The organism is Luteolibacter luteus, assembly GCF_012913485.1.
Lineage (GTDB): Bacteria > Verrucomicrobiota > Verrucomicrobiia > Verrucomicrobiales > Akkermansiaceae > Haloferula > Haloferula lutea.
Genome location: NZ_CP051774.1, coordinates 2,513,804 through 2,528,458, shown reverse-complemented (window position 1 = coordinate 2,528,458; position 14,655 = coordinate 2,513,804). Strand labels below are relative to the sequence as shown.

Sequence of the window (14,655 nt, the reverse complement as noted above, 5' to 3'; positions counted from 1 at the left end):
CCAAGCGATCATGAAACGTCTTCTTCTCCTGACCACGGGCTTCCTGCTGGCCCTCACCTCGGCCCGCGCGGCGGAACCCATCCAGGTTACCGTTGTTGGAAAATCGACCGGCGATATCGCGGGCAGCGCAAAGGACGGCAGTATCGAAGGCCTGGCGATGGAACACGAAATCATCACCCCGCGAGACGCTTCGAGTGGACTGCCAACCGGTCGTCGCCAGCACAAGCCACTGACCATCGTGAAGCCGATCGATAAGGCGTCACCGCTGCTGATGAAGCTGCTTGCGAACAATGAGTCGGCCACGGTGACCCTGAAGTTCACCCGTCCTGATCCCAACGGCGGTGGAAAGCCACAGCAGTACTACACGATCAAGCTGACCAATGCTGCGGTCAGTTCGATCCGTGAATGGAAGCCGAATACCCGCGATGTCTCGGCAGATCGTGCGGGAGACCTCGAAGAGATCTCCTTCATCTATCAGAAGATCGAGTGGACCTGGACAGAGGGGGGAGTCACCTTCGAGGATAGCTGGTCTTCTTCGGCGACCTGAAGGGTCATATTTTGACCGCGGATCGAGGCTGTGTAGTTTGATCCCATGCATGGAGTCACTGACAACGTGGCGCGGAGCCGCTTCGAGCTGGAGGAGGAGGGCAAGCTAGCGTTCTCCGAATACCGGCAGCAGGGGAACGTTCTCGTTCTGCCACATGTCGAAGCCGATCCCGCGCTTCGGGGCAAGGGGACGGCAGGCAGATTGATGGAAGGAACCATGGCCCTTGTGAAAGAGCGTGGCCTGAAAGTGCAACCGGTATGCGGCTACGCGGTGGCGTGGCTGCAGCGGCACCCGGAGTGGGCGGAGCAAGTTGAAGGTTCCTGAGCCGCCGCATCTGCAATGCGGCCTTGCAGATCGCCCCGGCTGACAGCGGAAACCGGGATGGTGAAAGGGGAATCCGCCCGTGCCGACGAAGCGCAGGCGGCCTGCCTGGGGGTGGCATGTCTTGTGCGGGGGATCTCGCATGAGCACGAAGACGATTGACCCGAAGGTAAAGGACCAGGCTCTGGATCTGAACCGGGAGTTCCCCCGCAGCCCCCGCACGAAACTGGGAGGCTATGTCCTGGCCGCACGAGCGCTCGACAAGTGCCGGGCCGAGCTTTCCGGAACCCAGGGCGAGTACCACTACGCTTGCCCCATGGACAGCATGTTTCTGGGCTTCGCGGGTATCGATCCGAAGGACTTCAAGAAAGCGGTGGCGGAAGGCCGCAGCGATGACGAGATGGACCGCTGGATTCGCGAGCACGCGAAGAATACTAGTAAGGAGGAGGTGATCCGCTGGAACAACGAGCTACGCGACAAGCGGCTTAGCGAAATGGATATCGAACTTCAGGTCTTCCTCGAAGACTACATCGATGAATTCATCCCCAAGGACCGCGTCATCTACCATTGGTTCGACGTCTACGACATCGAGGAGGGACGACTTTAAACCCGCACCGAAAGGAGCAGATGATGAAAGCGAAGACTTTGAAGAAAGGCGATCGCGTCGAGTGGGAAACCTCCCAAGGGAAAACCACCGGCAAGGTGGTGAAGAAGTTGACCTCCCGCACGAAGATCAAGGGCCACCAGGTAGCCGCATCGAAAGAGAACCCGGAGTATCTGGTGGAGAGCGAGAAGTCGGGAGAGAAAGCCGCTCATAAGCCGGAGGCGCTGAAGAAGCGGTCCAAGCGATGACAAAAATCGAAGGGCCAAAGGAACGCCGCGAGACCGTGCACGACTTCAGGGAAGCGGTGAACATGACTTCAGCGCAATTGGAGAAGTGGTTGGATACCGAAGAGTCTCGTCAGGTAGGCTGGAAAGGATCAGATGGAAAAGGCAGCGGCGAATCGGTTGGCCATCGCTCTGGAAGAAAGATCATCACCCTCCTCGGCAAGAAGCAGGCGGATCTCACCGAAGCAGACCTCAAGCACATGCGCAAAGTGGTAGGCTATGTGAACCGGCACTTGGCTCAGCGGCCCGAAGGAGAGGTGAGCGAGACGCCATGGCTCTACAGCCTGATGAATTGGGGACACGATCCCCGGAAGCATTGATCCCAGCGGCAACTCTAAAAGTTCAGGCAGGACCCGGCGCGGTGCGCTTCACCGCTTGGATACCGATCCAGATGAAGCCCAGCAGCAGGAGGATCTGGGAGATCCCGAAAGGTGGCTCGCTCTGCGTCGGGGCGAGCGCTCTGAGCGCGGGAACCTTTTGGAAGAGTTGCGCGATCAGGACGAAGGTATTCAAGAACTGGGCCGTGAGCGCCGTGATGATGTAGGTCTTCCTCCAACCGCCTCGGACCTGCTTCACTATTAGCGAAAACATCGCGAGTGATAGGACCACCAAGGATAGGACTCCGAAGATGAAGGCCGGGGTGGCACCCTTGAACGGAAAGAAGAAGCCGGTAACGCTGGTCGCGATCGTTGCGGCGAGAAAGACGCAGGTCGCAGGCGGCCGGACCTTACCTCCCAGCATGCCACCGATGACGACAAAGCCCGCGGCGATGCCGAGGATGCTGATGAGAACGTGGATGAGCGTGAACATGTCAGGAGGGTGCGCCGAATAGAGACGCTATGAGTGGGATTGGGGAACGCCCTGGAGATGGGACAATCTTTTTTCCGCGCCAGCCCCCTAGTAGAACACCTTTTGCAGCACCAGGCCGTGCGCCGGAGCATTCATGCCGGCCACACGGCGGTCATGGCGGGAGAGCATCACCTCCACCTCCTGCGCTGGAAAGCGGCCCTCGCCGATTTGCACGAGGGTCCCCGCAATGCCACGGCACATCTTGTAGAGGAAACCTTCTCCCTCGATGACCAGGGTGATCGAGGGTCCGCGGCCCTGGATATCGCAGCGGGAGAGCGTTCGGACCGCATCCTTCAGCTCGCCGCCGCGATTCGCCGTGAAGGAACGGAAATCGTGGCGTCCCACGAAGAGCGGCGCGGCCTCGCGCATGGCCGCGAGATCAAGCGGGCGCGGGACATGCCATGCCCTCGCCCGGAGCAGAGGGTTCATCACCGGGTGATTCCACAAGTGATAGCGGTACTGCTTCCCCTTTGCATCGAAGCGCGCATGGAAGTCCGTCCGGGCACGTGCCGCCTTGAGCACCCGGATATCCTCGGGGAGGCAGGCATTGATCGCTAGCGGCAGGTGCCGCAGAGGCATCCGGAACTCCCCGTCCGCGACCTCGAAATGAGCCACCATCCCGAGCGCGTGGACCCCCGCATCCGTGCGGCTCGATCCTTGCACCTTTGGCGCGGAGGGAAAAAGCCGGGCGAGAGCCCCCTCCAACTGGTTCTGAATGCCGCGCCCGGACCTCTGGGACTGCCAGCCATGATAGGCCGAACCGTCGAAAGCGAGGGTAAGTTTAAACTTGGGCATCGGGTATTTCCGGGGGGATTTCGACCCTCGGAACGGCCAAGCTTAGGGGGATCGAGCCTCGTTGAACAGTCGCTCTCGCAATGGCTTGTGGACCGATTTGGCTTGCGGGAAACTTGGATCGAAACGGCATTCGTGAATTTTGCAATCTAACAACGCGCTAACAACGCGTGGACCGGCTTGTCATTTTCCAAGGAGGCTATCTAGGATTCCGCCCGGCTGCCAACACCTAGCGGAATTATGAACCTTGCGCCACGGCTGCTTCTCCAGCTGTGCGGGGTTCCACTGCAATTCCCATTTCCTGCACGCGTTTCATGACGAATGAACTTCTGGTCCTGATCGGAGAAGCGATCGGCGTGTACTTCCTTGTGCTCTGGGCGCACTCTCTGCGCAACAAGCTGGGTCTCTCCCACTTCTATGCCCTGATCGGTAGCCTTACCGCCGTGATGGTCTGGGTAACGGATGCGGGGGTGCGCGTGGAAGTGCCCGGGATCGCGTCTTTCATGGTAGGCTCCACCGTTTTCTACACAGCGCTCTTGCTCGGAGTCTTTGTCGTCTACGTCTTCGATGGTCCGCGGGCGACCCGGATTGCGATCTCCACGATCATCGGGGTCTCGGTGATGGTCCCGCTGGTGACCCTGATCCTTCACTGGCAAATCCGGATCTCGAATAACGGGGAAAATCCCCTGGGCTACTTCCCCCCGCAGAGCCTGCGGATCTACTCGGCCTCCATCTTTGCGGCCTTCGCCGATCTGATCTTCCTGGCGATGGCCTGGGAGTTCCTTGGGAAGCCTCAGCTCAACATGCGGCTGTGGCTGCGGGCCTTCCTGACGCTGCTCGGGGTGCTTTGGCTGGACGTCCTCCTCTTCGCTACCGGTGCCTTCGCGGGCGAACCGGACTACTTCAAGATCATGACCGGGACCTTCGTGACCCGTTTCGTGCTCAGCGTCTTCGCCTTCCCCTTCCTCTACTGGTACATCTCCTGGCAGAATGGAAAAAACGGGATGGAAATCGAAAACCGTCCCGTCCTGGCGATCTTGAGAGAGGTAACGAAGGTTCGTCTGGAGCTGAGTTTGGCGCAGCGGGAAATCGAAAGACGAAAGGAAGTCGAACGCGAGAACGTGCAGCTGATCGATTCACTCCAAGGCGCTCTCCTCGAAGTAAAAACCCTGCGCGGGATTCTGCCGACCTGCTCGTACTGCAAGGATATCCGCGACGAGGATGGAAACTGGCACCAGCTGGAGTCCTACATCCAGCGGCACAGTGACGCGAAGTTCAGCCACGGAGTCTGCGACAAGTGCATGAAGGAGCATCATCCCGAAGCGACTCAATAAATCTCACTTTTTTGGAATAAAAGAGCGGTTGAGTATCGTTTAAGGTCTCATGCACCGCACGCTCTTCCCCGTCCTGCCTCTGGCGCTTGTCTTGGTTCCGTTCCTCTCGTCCGCCGCGAATGGAGAAGGAGCCAAGGTCTGGGAAGTGCCCATGGGAGGAAATGCCTACGTCACCAAGGCTGTTCAAGAGCAGTCGGGCAGACGAGGCGGGCGGGGGATGGGCCGCTGGGATAGCGCGGACACGGTGCAGTCGATTTACTTCCGGGTGGATCGCCCGGCGGAATTGGAACTCTCCCTGAAGGCGAGAGCGGAAGGTGAAGCCCGGATCCGCGCCACGGTGAATGGAAAGCCGATCGAGAAGGATCTGAAGGGAGCCGGAGAGGTATCCCTCGGAAAGGTCACGGTGAGGGAAGCGGGCTACGTGCGCGTGGACCTGCAGGGATTGAAGAAATCCGGAGAAACCTTTGCCGAGGTGGAAGGGCTGACGGTCAGCGCACCGGAAGCGGTGGAGTTGAACTACGTGCAGAATAACGAAGGCAACCGCTTCTACTGGGGACGCCGCGGTCCCTCGGTGCACCTCGGCTACTCCTTGCCAAAGGGCGAACCGGTCGAGTGGTTCTATAATGAGATCACCGTGCCGGAGGGCAGTGATCCGATCGGCTCATACTTCATGTCGAACGGCTTTGGTGAGGGCTACTTCGGCATGCAGGTGAATGGACCGGAGGAGCGGCGCATCCTGTTCTCGGTCTGGAGCCCCTTCACCACCGACAATCCAAAAGAGATCCCGGACGACCACAAGATCACGCTCCTCAAGAAAGGCGAAGGCGTCCATGGCGGGGAATTCGGGGGCGAAGGTTCCGGCGGCCAGAGCTACTGGCTCTACCCGTGGAAGGCCGGCGAAACCTACCGCTTTCTCAACCGTGTGAAGCCGGATGGCCAGGGATCCACCGATTACACTGCTTGGTTCTTCCTTCCGGAGAAAAAGGAGTGGAAGCTGATTGCCAGCTTCAAGCGCCCGAAGACCGACAAGCACCTGACCGGCGCGCATTCCTTCCTTGAAAATTTCTCGGATCGCCAAGGCTACATCACCCGTGGCGCGTTGTATGGAAACCAGTGGGCATGCGATGTGAAGGGCGAATGGCACGAGGTCACCGAAGCTCGCTTCACCGGAGATGACATTGCGCAGAGGAAGTATCGCATGGACTACGCCGGCGGGGTGAAGGGGAAGGAGTTCTTCATGAAGAACGGCGGCTTCTTCGCGGACAACGTGAAGCTTGGCAGTCAGTTCCAGCGAGAATCGACGGCTGCCAAGAAGCCCAAGGTGGATTTCGAGAAGCTGGAGGGCTTCTAACAAGGGAGGGCTGTTCTTAGGCAGGGCGGGGCTGAGGAGCATTGGCCGCGATGAGCTTTTCCTCCTTCAGTGCTCTCCAGAATTCTCCCGGGATCTTGGCCTTCATCGATTCCGCGTTCTCTTGGATCTGCTTTGCGGAGCGGGCACCGGGGATCGTGGCGGCCACGACTGAAGGCGCCGCCGTGAATTGAAGCGCGGCAGTGCGCAGGTCGGTGCCGTGGTCTTTGGCGATGGCGCGCATTCGCTCGCGCTTCTCCTTGAAGCCCTCTGGAATGGTGCCGCCGTAGTTGTAGCGGTCCACCCCGGCGAGGAATCCGGCATTCAGGGGGCCGCCGATCACCAGTGACACACCATGCTCTTCGCAGGCGGGGAAGAGCCGCTCCAGCGAGTCCTCATGCTTCATCAGCGAGTATTGGATCGCGGAGAGGAAGATGTCCGGCTCGGAGATCTCCAAGGTCTTGAGGATTGGCTCGATGGTGTTCACGCCAAAGCCCCAGCCCTTGATCAGGCCTTCCTCCCGCATCTTGGTCAGCTCCGGGATCGCGCCCTTTGCCGCGATGTCGAAGTATTCGGTCCACTTGTCCTTCATATCGCCATTGTCCGGCGAGAGGTCGTGGATGAAGACGATGTCGATGCTGGGGATGCCGAGCCGTTGCAGGCTATCTTCGATCGAGCGGCGCGTTCCGGCAGCAGTGTAGTCGTACTTGTAGTTGAATCCGAGCTCGCCCTTCCACATGCCATGCTTGAAGTCGTGGTCTGGTACCATCAGCCGCCCGATCTTCGTGGAGATCACGTAGTCCTCCCGCTTCTGCCCATCGAGGAAATGACCGAAGCGTCGTTCGCTCAGTCCGAGGCCATACCAAGGTGAGGTATCGAAGTAGCGGACGCCCGCGGCCCATGCGGCTTCGAGCGTTTCTTCGGCTTGGGCATCCGGCGTGACGAAAAAGCCATTGCCGATCGCTACGCCACCGAGCCCGAAGCGGACGGGTGGCCGATAACGCTTGCTTGTAACCGTTGCTGCATCGGCCTCTTGGGCGCGCAGCGTGGCGCTGGCAGCAAGTGTTGCAGTGGCTGCGGACAAGAATTGCCGGCGGGTAGTGATGTTCGTGCTCATGATAGCCAGAGGGGCGGATCCCGGAATGATTCCCGGCCTTAGTACTCAAACTTCCCGAACTCGAAGGGCTTGCCGCTTTCGGCGGCTTCCATGATCCCGCGGATGACCTGAATATCACGGCGGCCCATCTCGCCCGGCACCTTGCTGGGTTCGCCGGAAAGGATGGCTTTCACCTGACCCTCGATCTGAAGCTTCTGCTGGTGCACGTGTTCGAATGGCATCTCCCCCTCGGGGGTGCTGCCTTTCTGGCCACTGTAGCCATAGGCCGGATCGATTTGAATGAGACCCTTCTCGGTCTCCACGCGGATATGGTTGCCGTTCTTTCCGTAGCTCGCGAAGCCTTTCGCCTTCCGGCCGCCTGAGAATTCGAGTTCCCACTCCCAATGCTCGGGGACCTCGCTGAATTCTTCTTTCCGGTCGGTCCAGCTCTTTGCGGTCACACGGACTGGATGTTCTTGTGCGGAGTAGAGGCAGGCTTGCACGGCATAGACACCGAGGTCGTAGAGTGCTCCCGCGATTCCCAACTGCTTGTTCACGCGCCACGCATTGTGGCGGGTGAAATCCGTCATGCGTCCCGCATCGGAAGCGTCGATCGATTTCCAATCTCCGAACTCCTTCGTCTTGATCGCCTGCATCAGCTTCAGGTGAAAGGGGTCCCAGTGGAGCCGGTAGCCGATCTGCAGCGTCTTTTTTGCTTCCTCCGCGGCCTTGATCATGCGGGTGCATTCTTCCGCCGTCGGTGCCATCGGCTTTTCGCAGATCACGTGCTTGCCCGCCTTCAGGGCACGGATCGTGAATTCCGGATGCAGAGCGGTGGGCGTGACGACGTAGATCACGTCGATCTCCTTGTTGTCCGCGATCTTCTCCAGGCTCTTGTAGTCGTAGATGTTGCCGTCCGGGATCTCGTATTCCTTCTGCCAGGTCGGGATCTTGTCGGGGGAGCCGGTGATGATCCCCGCCAGCTTGGCATTGGATGTCTTCTTCAGCGCGGGTCCCAGCTGCTTGGTGGCGTAGTCACCGAGGCCGAGCAGGGCGATACCAAGTTGCTTTTCACCGGACTCCTGGGCCCGGAGTTGGAGAAAGGGAGCGGCAGAGGCAGCAGCACCGAGACGGAGGGCGGATCGACGGCTGAAGGATTTCATAGTCGTCGAACCAAAGAGAGGAAGCCGGGAGGCGCAACTTGAAATCAGGGTGGATTACTCGTCCTTTCCGGTGGATAGGACGAAGCTTGGCATGCCTCCTTCCAAGAGTACCCGGCCGGTCTTCGAAAGTTTCAGATGCGCGGCGTTCCGTTCATCCCAGTGGATAGTGAACTCGTCTGCCTTCGGAAAAGACATCCGCCACGTGTCTTGAAGGCGGGCCTCGGTGGTGTAGGTGAACTTCCACGTGACCTCCGGTTTGTTGTATTTCCACCAGGTGGTGCCTGCGATGTCGGTTTCCGGATTGACGATCGGACCAATGACTCCGCTTGTCAGCGCGCGCTTCTCGCTTGCGACTTGTTTGACCAGCAGTCCCGTGGCGTTCTGCCCCAGAGGAATTCTGTTCAGGTCCGCAAGGTAGCTCGCATTGATCTTTTTTGCCTCGCGCTCCGCCTCGGATTCGGCCTGTTGGAGAGATTTTTCAAAGGCTTTGCGGGCGGTGATGACTTTGCGCGGGAAACCCTCTGCCGAAGACAGGCAATCGAACTTCACGAAGACCATCTCCTTTCCGAGGGCCTCCGCCACCTTGGAATCCTTTCTGAGGGTCGCTTCTTGCTCGGCACTCTCCAGTGACGCGAGATAAGCATCTTTCGGGGCCTTGATCGCGGCATCCCTTTTATCAGCGATCTTGGCGAGCTTGGCGCGGTGTTCTGTGGCGAAGGGGGCGAGCGTTGGATCGTAATTGTGGCCCTGACCTACCGCGGCAACGAAGATAATCCATGGGGCGATAAGTAAAGGTTTCATGGCGAAGGAGGGTGGCAGGCATGCCTTCCGGCATCGTGTCAAAATGAGAGGCCTCCGGAAAGGGTGCCTGTTACTTAGCGGAACTGGTTCTGCGTCGCCTGATAGTCGTAGCCTGCTTTCCCGAGGACCGTCACGAGCTTCTTCTCATCAAGGCCATGCTTCTTCACGAGCTCATCGAGCGAATCGCAATGGTTGCGCAGCTCGGTATTGATGAGTCCCACCAGCATGTGGGGATCCATCTTGCGGTAGTTCGAAAGGTCCACGCGCGCGAAGATGGTGCGGGGGAGCTCGACAGGCAAGACGCTGGATTTCGCGGTCCCCAGCGCTATGCTGGCGGCATGTCCGCCCTTTCAAAGCTCGGCGAAGCGCGCATCGATGAAGCGATCGCTTCGGGCGAATTGCAGCCTCCGCCACCGGGCACGGAGCTGGATCTCGAGTCCTACTTCAACACGCCGGAAGGATGGCGGGCGGCCTTTTCCATGCTGAAGGGGAATGGTTTTCTTGCTCCGGAAATGGAGATGTTGAAGAAAGCGGCGGAGTTGGAAGAAGAACTCTCCAGCTGTGCCGATGCCCAGACCCGGCTCAAGCTGCGGCGGCAGATCGAGGAGCTGCGTACCGGCTTCCGGCTCGCGCGCGATCGGATGGCGCAGGACTTATCGGGGATTTGACTTGCCCGGAAGCTGGAATGGTTGGTTCGTTGCCTGTCATGGTCATGGCAGCCTCACTGGAAGCGAGCGAAGTGCTTGGAAGCCCGATTGCATGGGGCTTCGTGGCGGCAGCCTTGGTGTTTGGCGGCATCTTTTTCATGGTCTCGATCGTCAAGGCCTTCACCCGGCAGACGACGGGATGGATCGTCACGGCGGTGGTCTCGGCCATTGTTGCCCTGATCGGATTGTTTGGAGCGATCAGCATGTCGGCGAAGGCCGCCACCCGGATGGTGCAGGCCAAGAAGGAGCGGGCCGTTCCCAAGAAAAAGCACCTCGTATCCGGAGATGGGAAGTTCACGCTCGATGTCCCGGGCACGTGGACGGAAATGCCCGGTTTGCGGCGGGAAGCATCCATCGCGGCGGGAGATGATTCCCTTGAGTGTTACGTTCTCGTGATCGAAACGCCGAAGTTCGTATTTCTGGGAAGCCTGGCCGAGTACGAAGATGCAGCGAGCCGCTTGATCGGAGGCAAGATCGACAATTCAGAGCTCGGTGAGCCTCGGAAAACCCAGATCGGGGAGCTTCCGGCCTTGCGTCGCCGCTTCACCGGATCCTCAGCGAACATTGGGGCCGTCTATCACCAGGCAGCGATCGAAACGAAGACGGCTTTCTACCAGGTCCTGACGTGGACAAGCCGCTCAAGGGAGAAAGAGGCGAAGCCGGTCTTCGAGGGAGTCATCAATAGCTTCACCTCTCATGCCGGACCGCCCGGCGCCGCCGATGCAAGCCTTGCTCCGGAGGTCGCGGAGCTCGACCACTTCGGACGCATCCGCCAGATTGTGGTGGATCATCTCGGGGTGCTGCCACAGCAGGTCATTCCGGGAGCGCGCTTCGCAGAAGAGCTTGGCGCGGAAGGTCAGGATACCTTCGAGATCGTGGCGGAAGCGGAAGGGGAATTTGGTGTCACCATCCCGGCTGAGCTGTCGGAAAAAATCCGCACCGTGGGCGAGCTGCAGGACCTCTTGGAGGCGGAGTTGCGGAAGCAAAGCGGTGGCGAGTGATCACTTCTCGGCGATGAAGCCATCGAGCGCTTTCCAATAATCGTCGAAGGCCTCGTACTGCGGCACGTGACCGATGCCGGGCAGCGCGACCAGCTTCGCGTTGGGAATCGCCTTCGCGGCTTCCTTGCCCAGTTCCTGGTATTGCCCGAGCTTCTTCGCCACCTCCGGCGTGGCGCGTTCCTTGCCAATCGCGGTGCGGTCCCGTTCGCCGATGATCAGCAGGGTAGGGACCTTCAGGTCGCCGAACTCATAAACCACCGGCTGGGTAAAAACCATGTCCGAGGTCATCGCGGAAACGCGGGCGATCCATTCCCGGTCGGGACCAACAGCCCATCCAGCCTGGAGGTCGAGCAGCGGGTCATACTCTGCCTTCCACTTTCCATCGAAGTAAGCCTTCGTCATGTAATCGCGAATCGCATCCGGCCCTTTCTTGAGCTCCGCGGCGTAGTTCGCATCCACGCTCGTATACGGCACGAAGCGCTTCCAATCCTCGAGGCCGATCGGGTTTACCAGGACCAGCTTCTCCACGCGCTCCGGAAACATCAGCGCGAAGCGGGTGGCGACCATCCCGCCCATCGAGTGGCCCGCCACTAGGGTCCGCTTCACCTCCAGCTTATCTAACAGATCACGCATGTGCAGCCCGTACGCGTGGAAGCTGTATTGATAATCCACCGGTTTGCTGGAACGGCCGAAGCCGATCTGGTCCGGCATGATCACCCGGTAACCCTCCGCGGCAAGCTTGTCGGCGGTGGGCTTCCAGTAGGCGCCGGAGAAATTCTTCCCATGCAGCAGCAAGACACTTCGGCCATTCGCCTTCTCCGGCTTCAGATCCATGTAAGCCAAATCGAGTTGCTTCGCCTGATCTTCGATCCGGAGGGTCTTTACCTCGTAAGGGTAGGGGAAGTCCCGCAGCGCGGCATCGAGCGGCTTGATCTCGTCCGCTGCGGAGAGCGGAAGCGCCAAGGCGAGGCAGAGGAAAAGGAGCTTCATCCCATTCGCTAGGCGTGCCTGATAGCAATCGCAAATGGAAACAGGTGCTGGAAATTCAGCATTTAACTTGCGTCGGCCGGGTCTAAAATGCTATTTTTCCAGCATGAAGAGCACGCGCTCACTCCGCTGGTCCACAGCAGCGTTCTTGGCCACCTGTCTGCTGCCCTCATGCATCAGCCTCTGGAGCAGAAATCCGGAGCCACCCCCACGACTGGTCGGGCCACCGCCCGAAACCGGAACCTACACCCCGGTTCCTGCGGCGGAAACGAAGCCCCAGCCGCCCTCGGTCAAAGACTCGCCCGCACCCCAGGTACCGAAAGAATCCCCGCCGCTGGTTCAGGAAAAACCGCGCGTCAAAATTCCGACAGCGGTTCCCGTCCCCGGAAAGGAAGGCGTCGTCTTCAGCCCCTTCAACAACAAGCCGGTGGACGTGAAAGGCTTCGCCAGCGGCACGCTGGTGGCGGATCCCACCTTCCCGCTTGATCAGAAGAAATACTTCCGCGTCCCCTGAATCGCCTTAGCCCTCGCCCTTTGGCGTGTCCGCGGACTTGCTCGGCGGAGTGGAGTAGCCGTAGTCGCTCACCAGGTCGGCGTGCGTGTGGTTTACGAAAACCGAGCTGCCGAAAGGATGATGATCGCCCAGCACGCGCTTGATCGCTCGTTGCCAGAGGTCGAGTGCCTTGGAAGCGGCTTGGGCGGCAAGGATCACCGACGAGGGATTCGCCTGATGAAGGAAATCCGCTTCGTGATGCACGGAGGCTTCCTCCCTTTCGATGTGATCGAGAAGGAGCTCGATCTTCTCGAGGCGCACCGAGTCTGGTTCGCCGCGGGCCATCGACTCCTCGAAGTTTCGCCGGAGAGCCTTCTCTTCGACCTTGAGCGCTTCGAGTCGCTTGCGCAGATCATAGTCCGCCGGAGGGCCGATTTCGAGGATCTCCTTTTCGAGCGTTTCAAGCTTCGCTTCGACTTCGGCAATCTTGGCTTCGAGCAACGATGCAATTTCCTGACTGGATTTCATGGGATGCTTGCACTGGTTTCCACCTTTCACGTTAGCCGCAAAATCCAACCCGCACCATGTCTTTTTCGCCCGTCGGAGCTTCAGCTGTGCTGAGTGAAGCACTTCTCCACCGCCCATCTGACATTCAGGAGAGGAATCCGCCGGTTCTTCCGACCTTGCCGATTTATTGTAATGGGCACCGGCAGAGGGTGTAGGTAGAAGGGAAACCATGAAACCCTCCCATACCTTCGGACTGGTCCTGCTCGCGATCGCCGCCACCGTGGCGATCGAAGAAAGTCGCATGGCTCAACTCCGCGCCCACCTCGATCGCGTGGAAGCTAGCATCGCGAAAACGCCCGCCGGCGGCAAAGCCGAAGCTCCCGCGACCGCGTCTCTCACGGCAGACGACCAGCCCACCCGTGTCCGTGAAAGGCCCGATGCCAAACCGGATGCCACCGCGAAGAAAGCGGGGGAGGACGATGGCTCCGAGGACCTTTCGAAGACCGTCCGCAAGATGTGGGAAAACCCCGCGGGACGATCCATGATGAACCAAGGGGTGAAGATGGCCGTCGCCATGATGTATGGCGACTTCATCGATGGCTTGGAACTTTCGAAGGAAGAGACCGAATACTTCAGGAATCTGCTGGGCCAGGAAATGGCGGATCAGCAGGAGATCGGGATGAAGATGATGAGCGCCTCCCCGGAGGAGCAGGCCAAGCTTGCCGAGGAGATCTCCAAGCGGGCGAAGGACAACGAGGAAGAGATCAAGAAGTTCCTGAACAGCGAGGAAGACTACAAGAAGTTCCAAGCCTACAAGGACCGGCTGCCCGAGCGGCAGCAACTCGATGGCCTCCGCGCCACCATGGCTTCCAAGCAAGTTGCCCTCGATCCCGCCGATGAGGAGAAGCTGGTCGAGGCCATGCACCGGGCCCGCACCCAGCCGAACGTCGTCGATTACAGCGGCGCGAAGGGGTTCGAGGAAATCTCCAAGGGCAATGCCGTGGAAGCCTTCGAGCAGAACTGGACCCGCCAGCAGGAAAACCTGAAGAAAGAGGTCAGCGGAGTGCTGAATGAGAAGCAGATGGAAGCCTTCACCGAATACCAGGAGCAGATGAAGGAGTTCCAACTCATGGGCATCAAGATGGTGGCCGGAAAGAAAGGCCAAGCCGACGAAGCGGAGGACTAGCAGGAGACGGCATGGGTTCCGCTCCCGTCATATTCCCGGCCGTCGCGCCCACTCGCCCGAGTTCGTTCTCTGCGCGCTAAATCGCGAATTTCCCGATGAAGTCTTGCCTCCCGCCTCCACTTCCCTACCGCTTCCCGCGTTCTGGAAATGAAGCGAGTGGTGATCCATACCGACGGTGCCTGCAGGGGCAATCCCGGCCCCGGCGGCTACGGGGTGGTAATGGTCTGTGGCAGGCACCGGCTGGAGCTTTCCAAGGGCTACGCCCGCACCACGAACAACCGGATGGAGCTGCTCGCCACCATCGTGGCGTTGGAGACCTTGAAGGAGGCTTGCGAAATCGAGCTCCTCTCTGACTCCCGCTACGTGATCGACGCCATGACCAAGAACTGGATCAAGGGCTGGAAGGCGAAGGGGTGGAAGACGGCTTCGAATCAACCGGTGAAAAACCAGGACCTCTGGACCCGCCTCGCCGATGCGAGCTCCACCCACAAGATCACCTGGAAGTGGCTCCGCGGCCACGCCGGGCACAAGGAAAACGAACGCTGCGATACCCTGGCAGTCGCTGCCGCCACCAAGCGCGACTTGCCGGATGATCACGGCTACGACGGCTGATTCGACTTGCCAAGATAGGTCAT

At 59.6% G+C, this 14,655-nt stretch carries 20 protein-coding genes; 12 read left to right on the top strand and 8 right to left on the bottom strand.

The window, feature by feature from the left end; all coding sequences use genetic code 11:
* Nucleotides 1-10: 10 nt before the first annotated feature.
* From tssD to HHL09_RS10645, 5 genes are all read left to right on the top strand, one after another.
* Nucleotides 11-547 (top strand): type VI secretion system tube protein TssD, encoded by a 537-nt coding sequence (gene tssD, locus HHL09_RS10665; RefSeq protein WP_169454625.1) that lies wholly within the window; start codon nt 11-13, stop codon nt 545-547.
* Between the two features lie 45 nt (nt 548-592).
* On the top strand, nt 593-871 hold the full coding sequence (locus tag HHL09_RS10660) for a GNAT family N-acetyltransferase (protein ID WP_169454624.1): 279 nt from the start codon (nt 593-595) through the stop codon (nt 869-871).
* Between the two features lie 139 nt (nt 872-1,010).
* On the top strand, nt 1,011-1,475 hold the full coding sequence (locus HHL09_RS10655; protein WP_169454623.1) for a DUF5069 domain-containing protein: 465 nt from the start codon (nt 1,011-1,013) through the stop codon (nt 1,473-1,475).
* A 23-nt stretch (nt 1,476-1,498) separates the two neighbouring features.
* Nucleotides 1,499-1,720, top strand: coding sequence for a hypervirulence associated TUDOR domain-containing protein (locus HHL09_RS10650; RefSeq protein ID WP_169457729.1), 222 nt, complete (start codon nt 1,499-1,501; stop codon nt 1,718-1,720).
* A complete protein-coding gene (locus tag HHL09_RS10645) occupies nt 1,717-2,076 on the top strand; it encodes a DUF3140 domain-containing protein (protein ID WP_169454622.1) in 360 nt (119 codons plus the stop codon). The genes HHL09_RS10650 and HHL09_RS10645 overlap by 4 nt, the downstream gene beginning before the upstream one ends.
* 22 nt (nt 2,077-2,098) lie before the next feature.
* Here the strand turns inward: HHL09_RS10645 and HHL09_RS10640 are convergent, their stop codons facing one another.
* A complete protein-coding gene (locus HHL09_RS10640) occupies nt 2,099-2,566 on the bottom strand; it encodes a hypothetical protein (protein WP_169454621.1) in 468 nt (155 codons plus the stop codon).
* Nucleotides 2,567-2,653: 87 nt separating this feature from the next.
* Nucleotides 2,654-3,400, bottom strand: a complete 747-nt coding sequence (truA, locus tag HHL09_RS10635; protein ID WP_169454620.1) for a tRNA pseudouridine(38-40) synthase TruA — start codon at nt 3,398-3,400, stop codon at nt 2,654-2,656.
* A gap of 311 nt (nt 3,401-3,711) precedes the next feature.
* Between truA and HHL09_RS10630 the strand changes: the two genes are divergently transcribed.
* On the top strand, nt 3,712-4,731 hold the full coding sequence (locus HHL09_RS10630) for a 7-cyano-7-deazaguanine/7-aminomethyl-7-deazaguanine transporter (RefSeq protein WP_169454619.1): 1,020 nt from the start codon (nt 3,712-3,714) through the stop codon (nt 4,729-4,731).
* A gap of 49 nt (nt 4,732-4,780) precedes the next feature.
* Nucleotides 4,781-6,082, top strand: coding sequence for a DUF3472 domain-containing protein (locus tag HHL09_RS10625; protein ID WP_169454618.1), 1,302 nt, complete (start codon nt 4,781-4,783; stop codon nt 6,080-6,082).
* 16 nt (nt 6,083-6,098) lie between these two features.
* Here the strand turns inward: HHL09_RS10625 and HHL09_RS10620 are convergent, their stop codons facing one another.
* From HHL09_RS10620 to HHL09_RS10605, 4 genes are all read right to left on the bottom strand, one after another.
* Entirely contained in the window at nt 6,099-7,184 is a 1,086-nt protein-coding gene (locus HHL09_RS10620; RefSeq protein WP_169457728.1) for an aldo/keto reductase, read from the bottom strand.
* 50 nt (nt 7,185-7,234) lie between these two features.
* Nucleotides 7,235-8,338: a Gfo/Idh/MocA family protein gene (locus HHL09_RS10615; RefSeq protein WP_169454617.1), complete on the bottom strand. Its 1,104-nt coding sequence runs from the start codon at nt 8,336-8,338 to the stop codon at nt 7,235-7,237.
* 54 nt (nt 8,339-8,392) lie between these two features.
* The gene (locus tag HHL09_RS10610; RefSeq protein WP_169454616.1) at nt 8,393-9,139 is read right to left on the bottom strand and encodes a hypothetical protein; all 747 of its coding nucleotides are present in this window, start codon (nt 9,137-9,139) and stop codon (nt 8,393-8,395) included.
* A 74-nt stretch (nt 9,140-9,213) separates the two neighbouring features.
* A complete protein-coding gene (locus tag HHL09_RS10605) occupies nt 9,214-9,438 on the bottom strand; it encodes a DUF4250 domain-containing protein (protein WP_205761021.1) in 225 nt (74 codons plus the stop codon).
* A gap of 39 nt (nt 9,439-9,477) precedes the next feature.
* Between HHL09_RS10605 and HHL09_RS10600 the strand changes: the two genes are divergently transcribed.
* Both HHL09_RS10600 and HHL09_RS26380 read left to right on the top strand, forming a co-directional pair.
* Entirely contained in the window at nt 9,478-9,807 is a 330-nt protein-coding gene (locus tag HHL09_RS10600) for a DnaJ family domain-containing protein (RefSeq protein WP_169454615.1), read from the top strand.
* Between the two features lie 44 nt (nt 9,808-9,851).
* Nucleotides 9,852-10,847, top strand: coding sequence for an acyl carrier protein (locus HHL09_RS26380; RefSeq protein WP_205761020.1), 996 nt, complete (start codon nt 9,852-9,854; stop codon nt 10,845-10,847).
* On the opposite strand, the gene HHL09_RS10590 is transcribed toward HHL09_RS26380, so the two are convergent.
* Nucleotides 10,848-11,837 carry an alpha/beta fold hydrolase gene (locus HHL09_RS10590; RefSeq protein WP_169454614.1) on the bottom strand — a complete coding sequence of 330 codons (990 nt, stop codon included), beginning with the start codon at nt 11,835-11,837 and terminating at the stop codon, nt 10,848-10,850. It lies immediately after the preceding gene.
* A 103-nt stretch (nt 11,838-11,940) separates the two neighbouring features.
* On the opposite strand from HHL09_RS10590, the gene HHL09_RS10585 reads away from it, so the two are divergent.
* Nucleotides 11,941-12,348: a hypothetical protein gene (locus HHL09_RS10585; RefSeq protein WP_169454613.1), complete on the top strand. Its 408-nt coding sequence runs from the start codon at nt 11,941-11,943 to the stop codon at nt 12,346-12,348.
* A gap of 6 nt (nt 12,349-12,354) precedes the next feature.
* On the opposite strand, the gene HHL09_RS10580 is transcribed toward HHL09_RS10585, so the two are convergent.
* Nucleotides 12,355-12,855 (bottom strand): hypothetical protein, encoded by a 501-nt coding sequence (locus HHL09_RS10580; protein WP_169454612.1) that lies wholly within the window; start codon nt 12,853-12,855, stop codon nt 12,355-12,357.
* 208 nt (nt 12,856-13,063) lie between these two features.
* Here HHL09_RS10580 and HHL09_RS10575 point away from each other — a divergent pair, with 208 nt between their 5' ends.
* Both HHL09_RS10575 and rnhA read left to right on the top strand, forming a co-directional pair.
* Nucleotides 13,064-14,020: a hypothetical protein gene (locus tag HHL09_RS10575; RefSeq protein ID WP_169454611.1), complete on the top strand. Its 957-nt coding sequence runs from the start codon at nt 13,064-13,066 to the stop codon at nt 14,018-14,020.
* A gap of 147 nt (nt 14,021-14,167) precedes the next feature.
* Nucleotides 14,168-14,632, top strand: coding sequence for a ribonuclease HI (gene rnhA / locus HHL09_RS10570; protein WP_169454610.1), 465 nt, complete (start codon nt 14,168-14,170; stop codon nt 14,630-14,632).
* Nucleotides 14,633-14,655 lie beyond the last annotated feature (23 nt).

What these genes read in the sequence shown, in the direction of transcription:
- tssD (WP_169454625.1), top strand. Translation starts at nt 11, where the DNA reads ATGAAACGTCTTCTTCTCCTGACCACGGGCTTCCTGCTGGCCCTCACC.
- HHL09_RS10660 (WP_169454624.1), top strand. Translation starts at nt 593, where the DNA reads ATGCATGGAGTCACTGACAACGTGGCGCGGAGCCGCTTCGAGCTGGAG.
- HHL09_RS10655 (WP_169454623.1), top strand. Translation starts at nt 1,011, where the DNA reads ATGAGCACGAAGACGATTGACCCGAAGGTAAAGGACCAGGCTCTGGAT.
- HHL09_RS10650 (WP_169457729.1), top strand. Translation starts at nt 1,499, where the DNA reads ATGAAAGCGAAGACTTTGAAGAAAGGCGATCGCGTCGAGTGGGAAACC.
- HHL09_RS10645 (WP_169454622.1), top strand. Translation starts at nt 1,717, where the DNA reads ATGACAAAAATCGAAGGGCCAAAGGAACGCCGCGAGACCGTGCACGAC.
- HHL09_RS10640 (WP_169454621.1), bottom strand. Translation starts at nt 2,566, where the DNA reads ATGTTCACGCTCATCCACGTTCTCATCAGCATCCTCGGCATCGCCGCG.
- truA (WP_169454620.1), bottom strand. Translation starts at nt 3,400, where the DNA reads ATGCCCAAGTTTAAACTTACCCTCGCTTTCGACGGTTCGGCCTATCAT.
- HHL09_RS10630 (WP_169454619.1), top strand. Translation starts at nt 3,712, where the DNA reads ATGACGAATGAACTTCTGGTCCTGATCGGAGAAGCGATCGGCGTGTAC.
- HHL09_RS10625 (WP_169454618.1), top strand. Translation starts at nt 4,781, where the DNA reads ATGCACCGCACGCTCTTCCCCGTCCTGCCTCTGGCGCTTGTCTTGGTT.
- HHL09_RS10615 (WP_169454617.1), bottom strand. Translation starts at nt 8,338, where the DNA reads ATGAAATCCTTCAGCCGTCGATCCGCCCTCCGTCTCGGTGCTGCTGCC.
- HHL09_RS10610 (WP_169454616.1), bottom strand. Translation starts at nt 9,139, where the DNA reads ATGAAACCTTTACTTATCGCCCCATGGATTATCTTCGTTGCCGCGGTA.
- HHL09_RS10600 (WP_169454615.1), top strand. Translation starts at nt 9,478, where the DNA reads ATGTCCGCCCTTTCAAAGCTCGGCGAAGCGCGCATCGATGAAGCGATC.
- HHL09_RS26380 (WP_205761020.1), top strand. Translation starts at nt 9,852, where the DNA reads ATGGCAGCCTCACTGGAAGCGAGCGAAGTGCTTGGAAGCCCGATTGCA.
- HHL09_RS10590 (WP_169454614.1), bottom strand. Translation starts at nt 11,837, where the DNA reads ATGAAGCTCCTTTTCCTCTGCCTCGCCTTGGCGCTTCCGCTCTCCGCA.
- HHL09_RS10585 (WP_169454613.1), top strand. Translation starts at nt 11,941, where the DNA reads ATGAAGAGCACGCGCTCACTCCGCTGGTCCACAGCAGCGTTCTTGGCC.
- HHL09_RS10580 (WP_169454612.1), bottom strand. Translation starts at nt 12,855, where the DNA reads ATGAAATCCAGTCAGGAAATTGCATCGTTGCTCGAAGCCAAGATTGCC.
- HHL09_RS10575 (WP_169454611.1), top strand. Translation starts at nt 13,064, where the DNA reads ATGAAACCCTCCCATACCTTCGGACTGGTCCTGCTCGCGATCGCCGCC.
- rnhA (WP_169454610.1), top strand. Translation starts at nt 14,168, where the DNA reads ATGAAGCGAGTGGTGATCCATACCGACGGTGCCTGCAGGGGCAATCCC.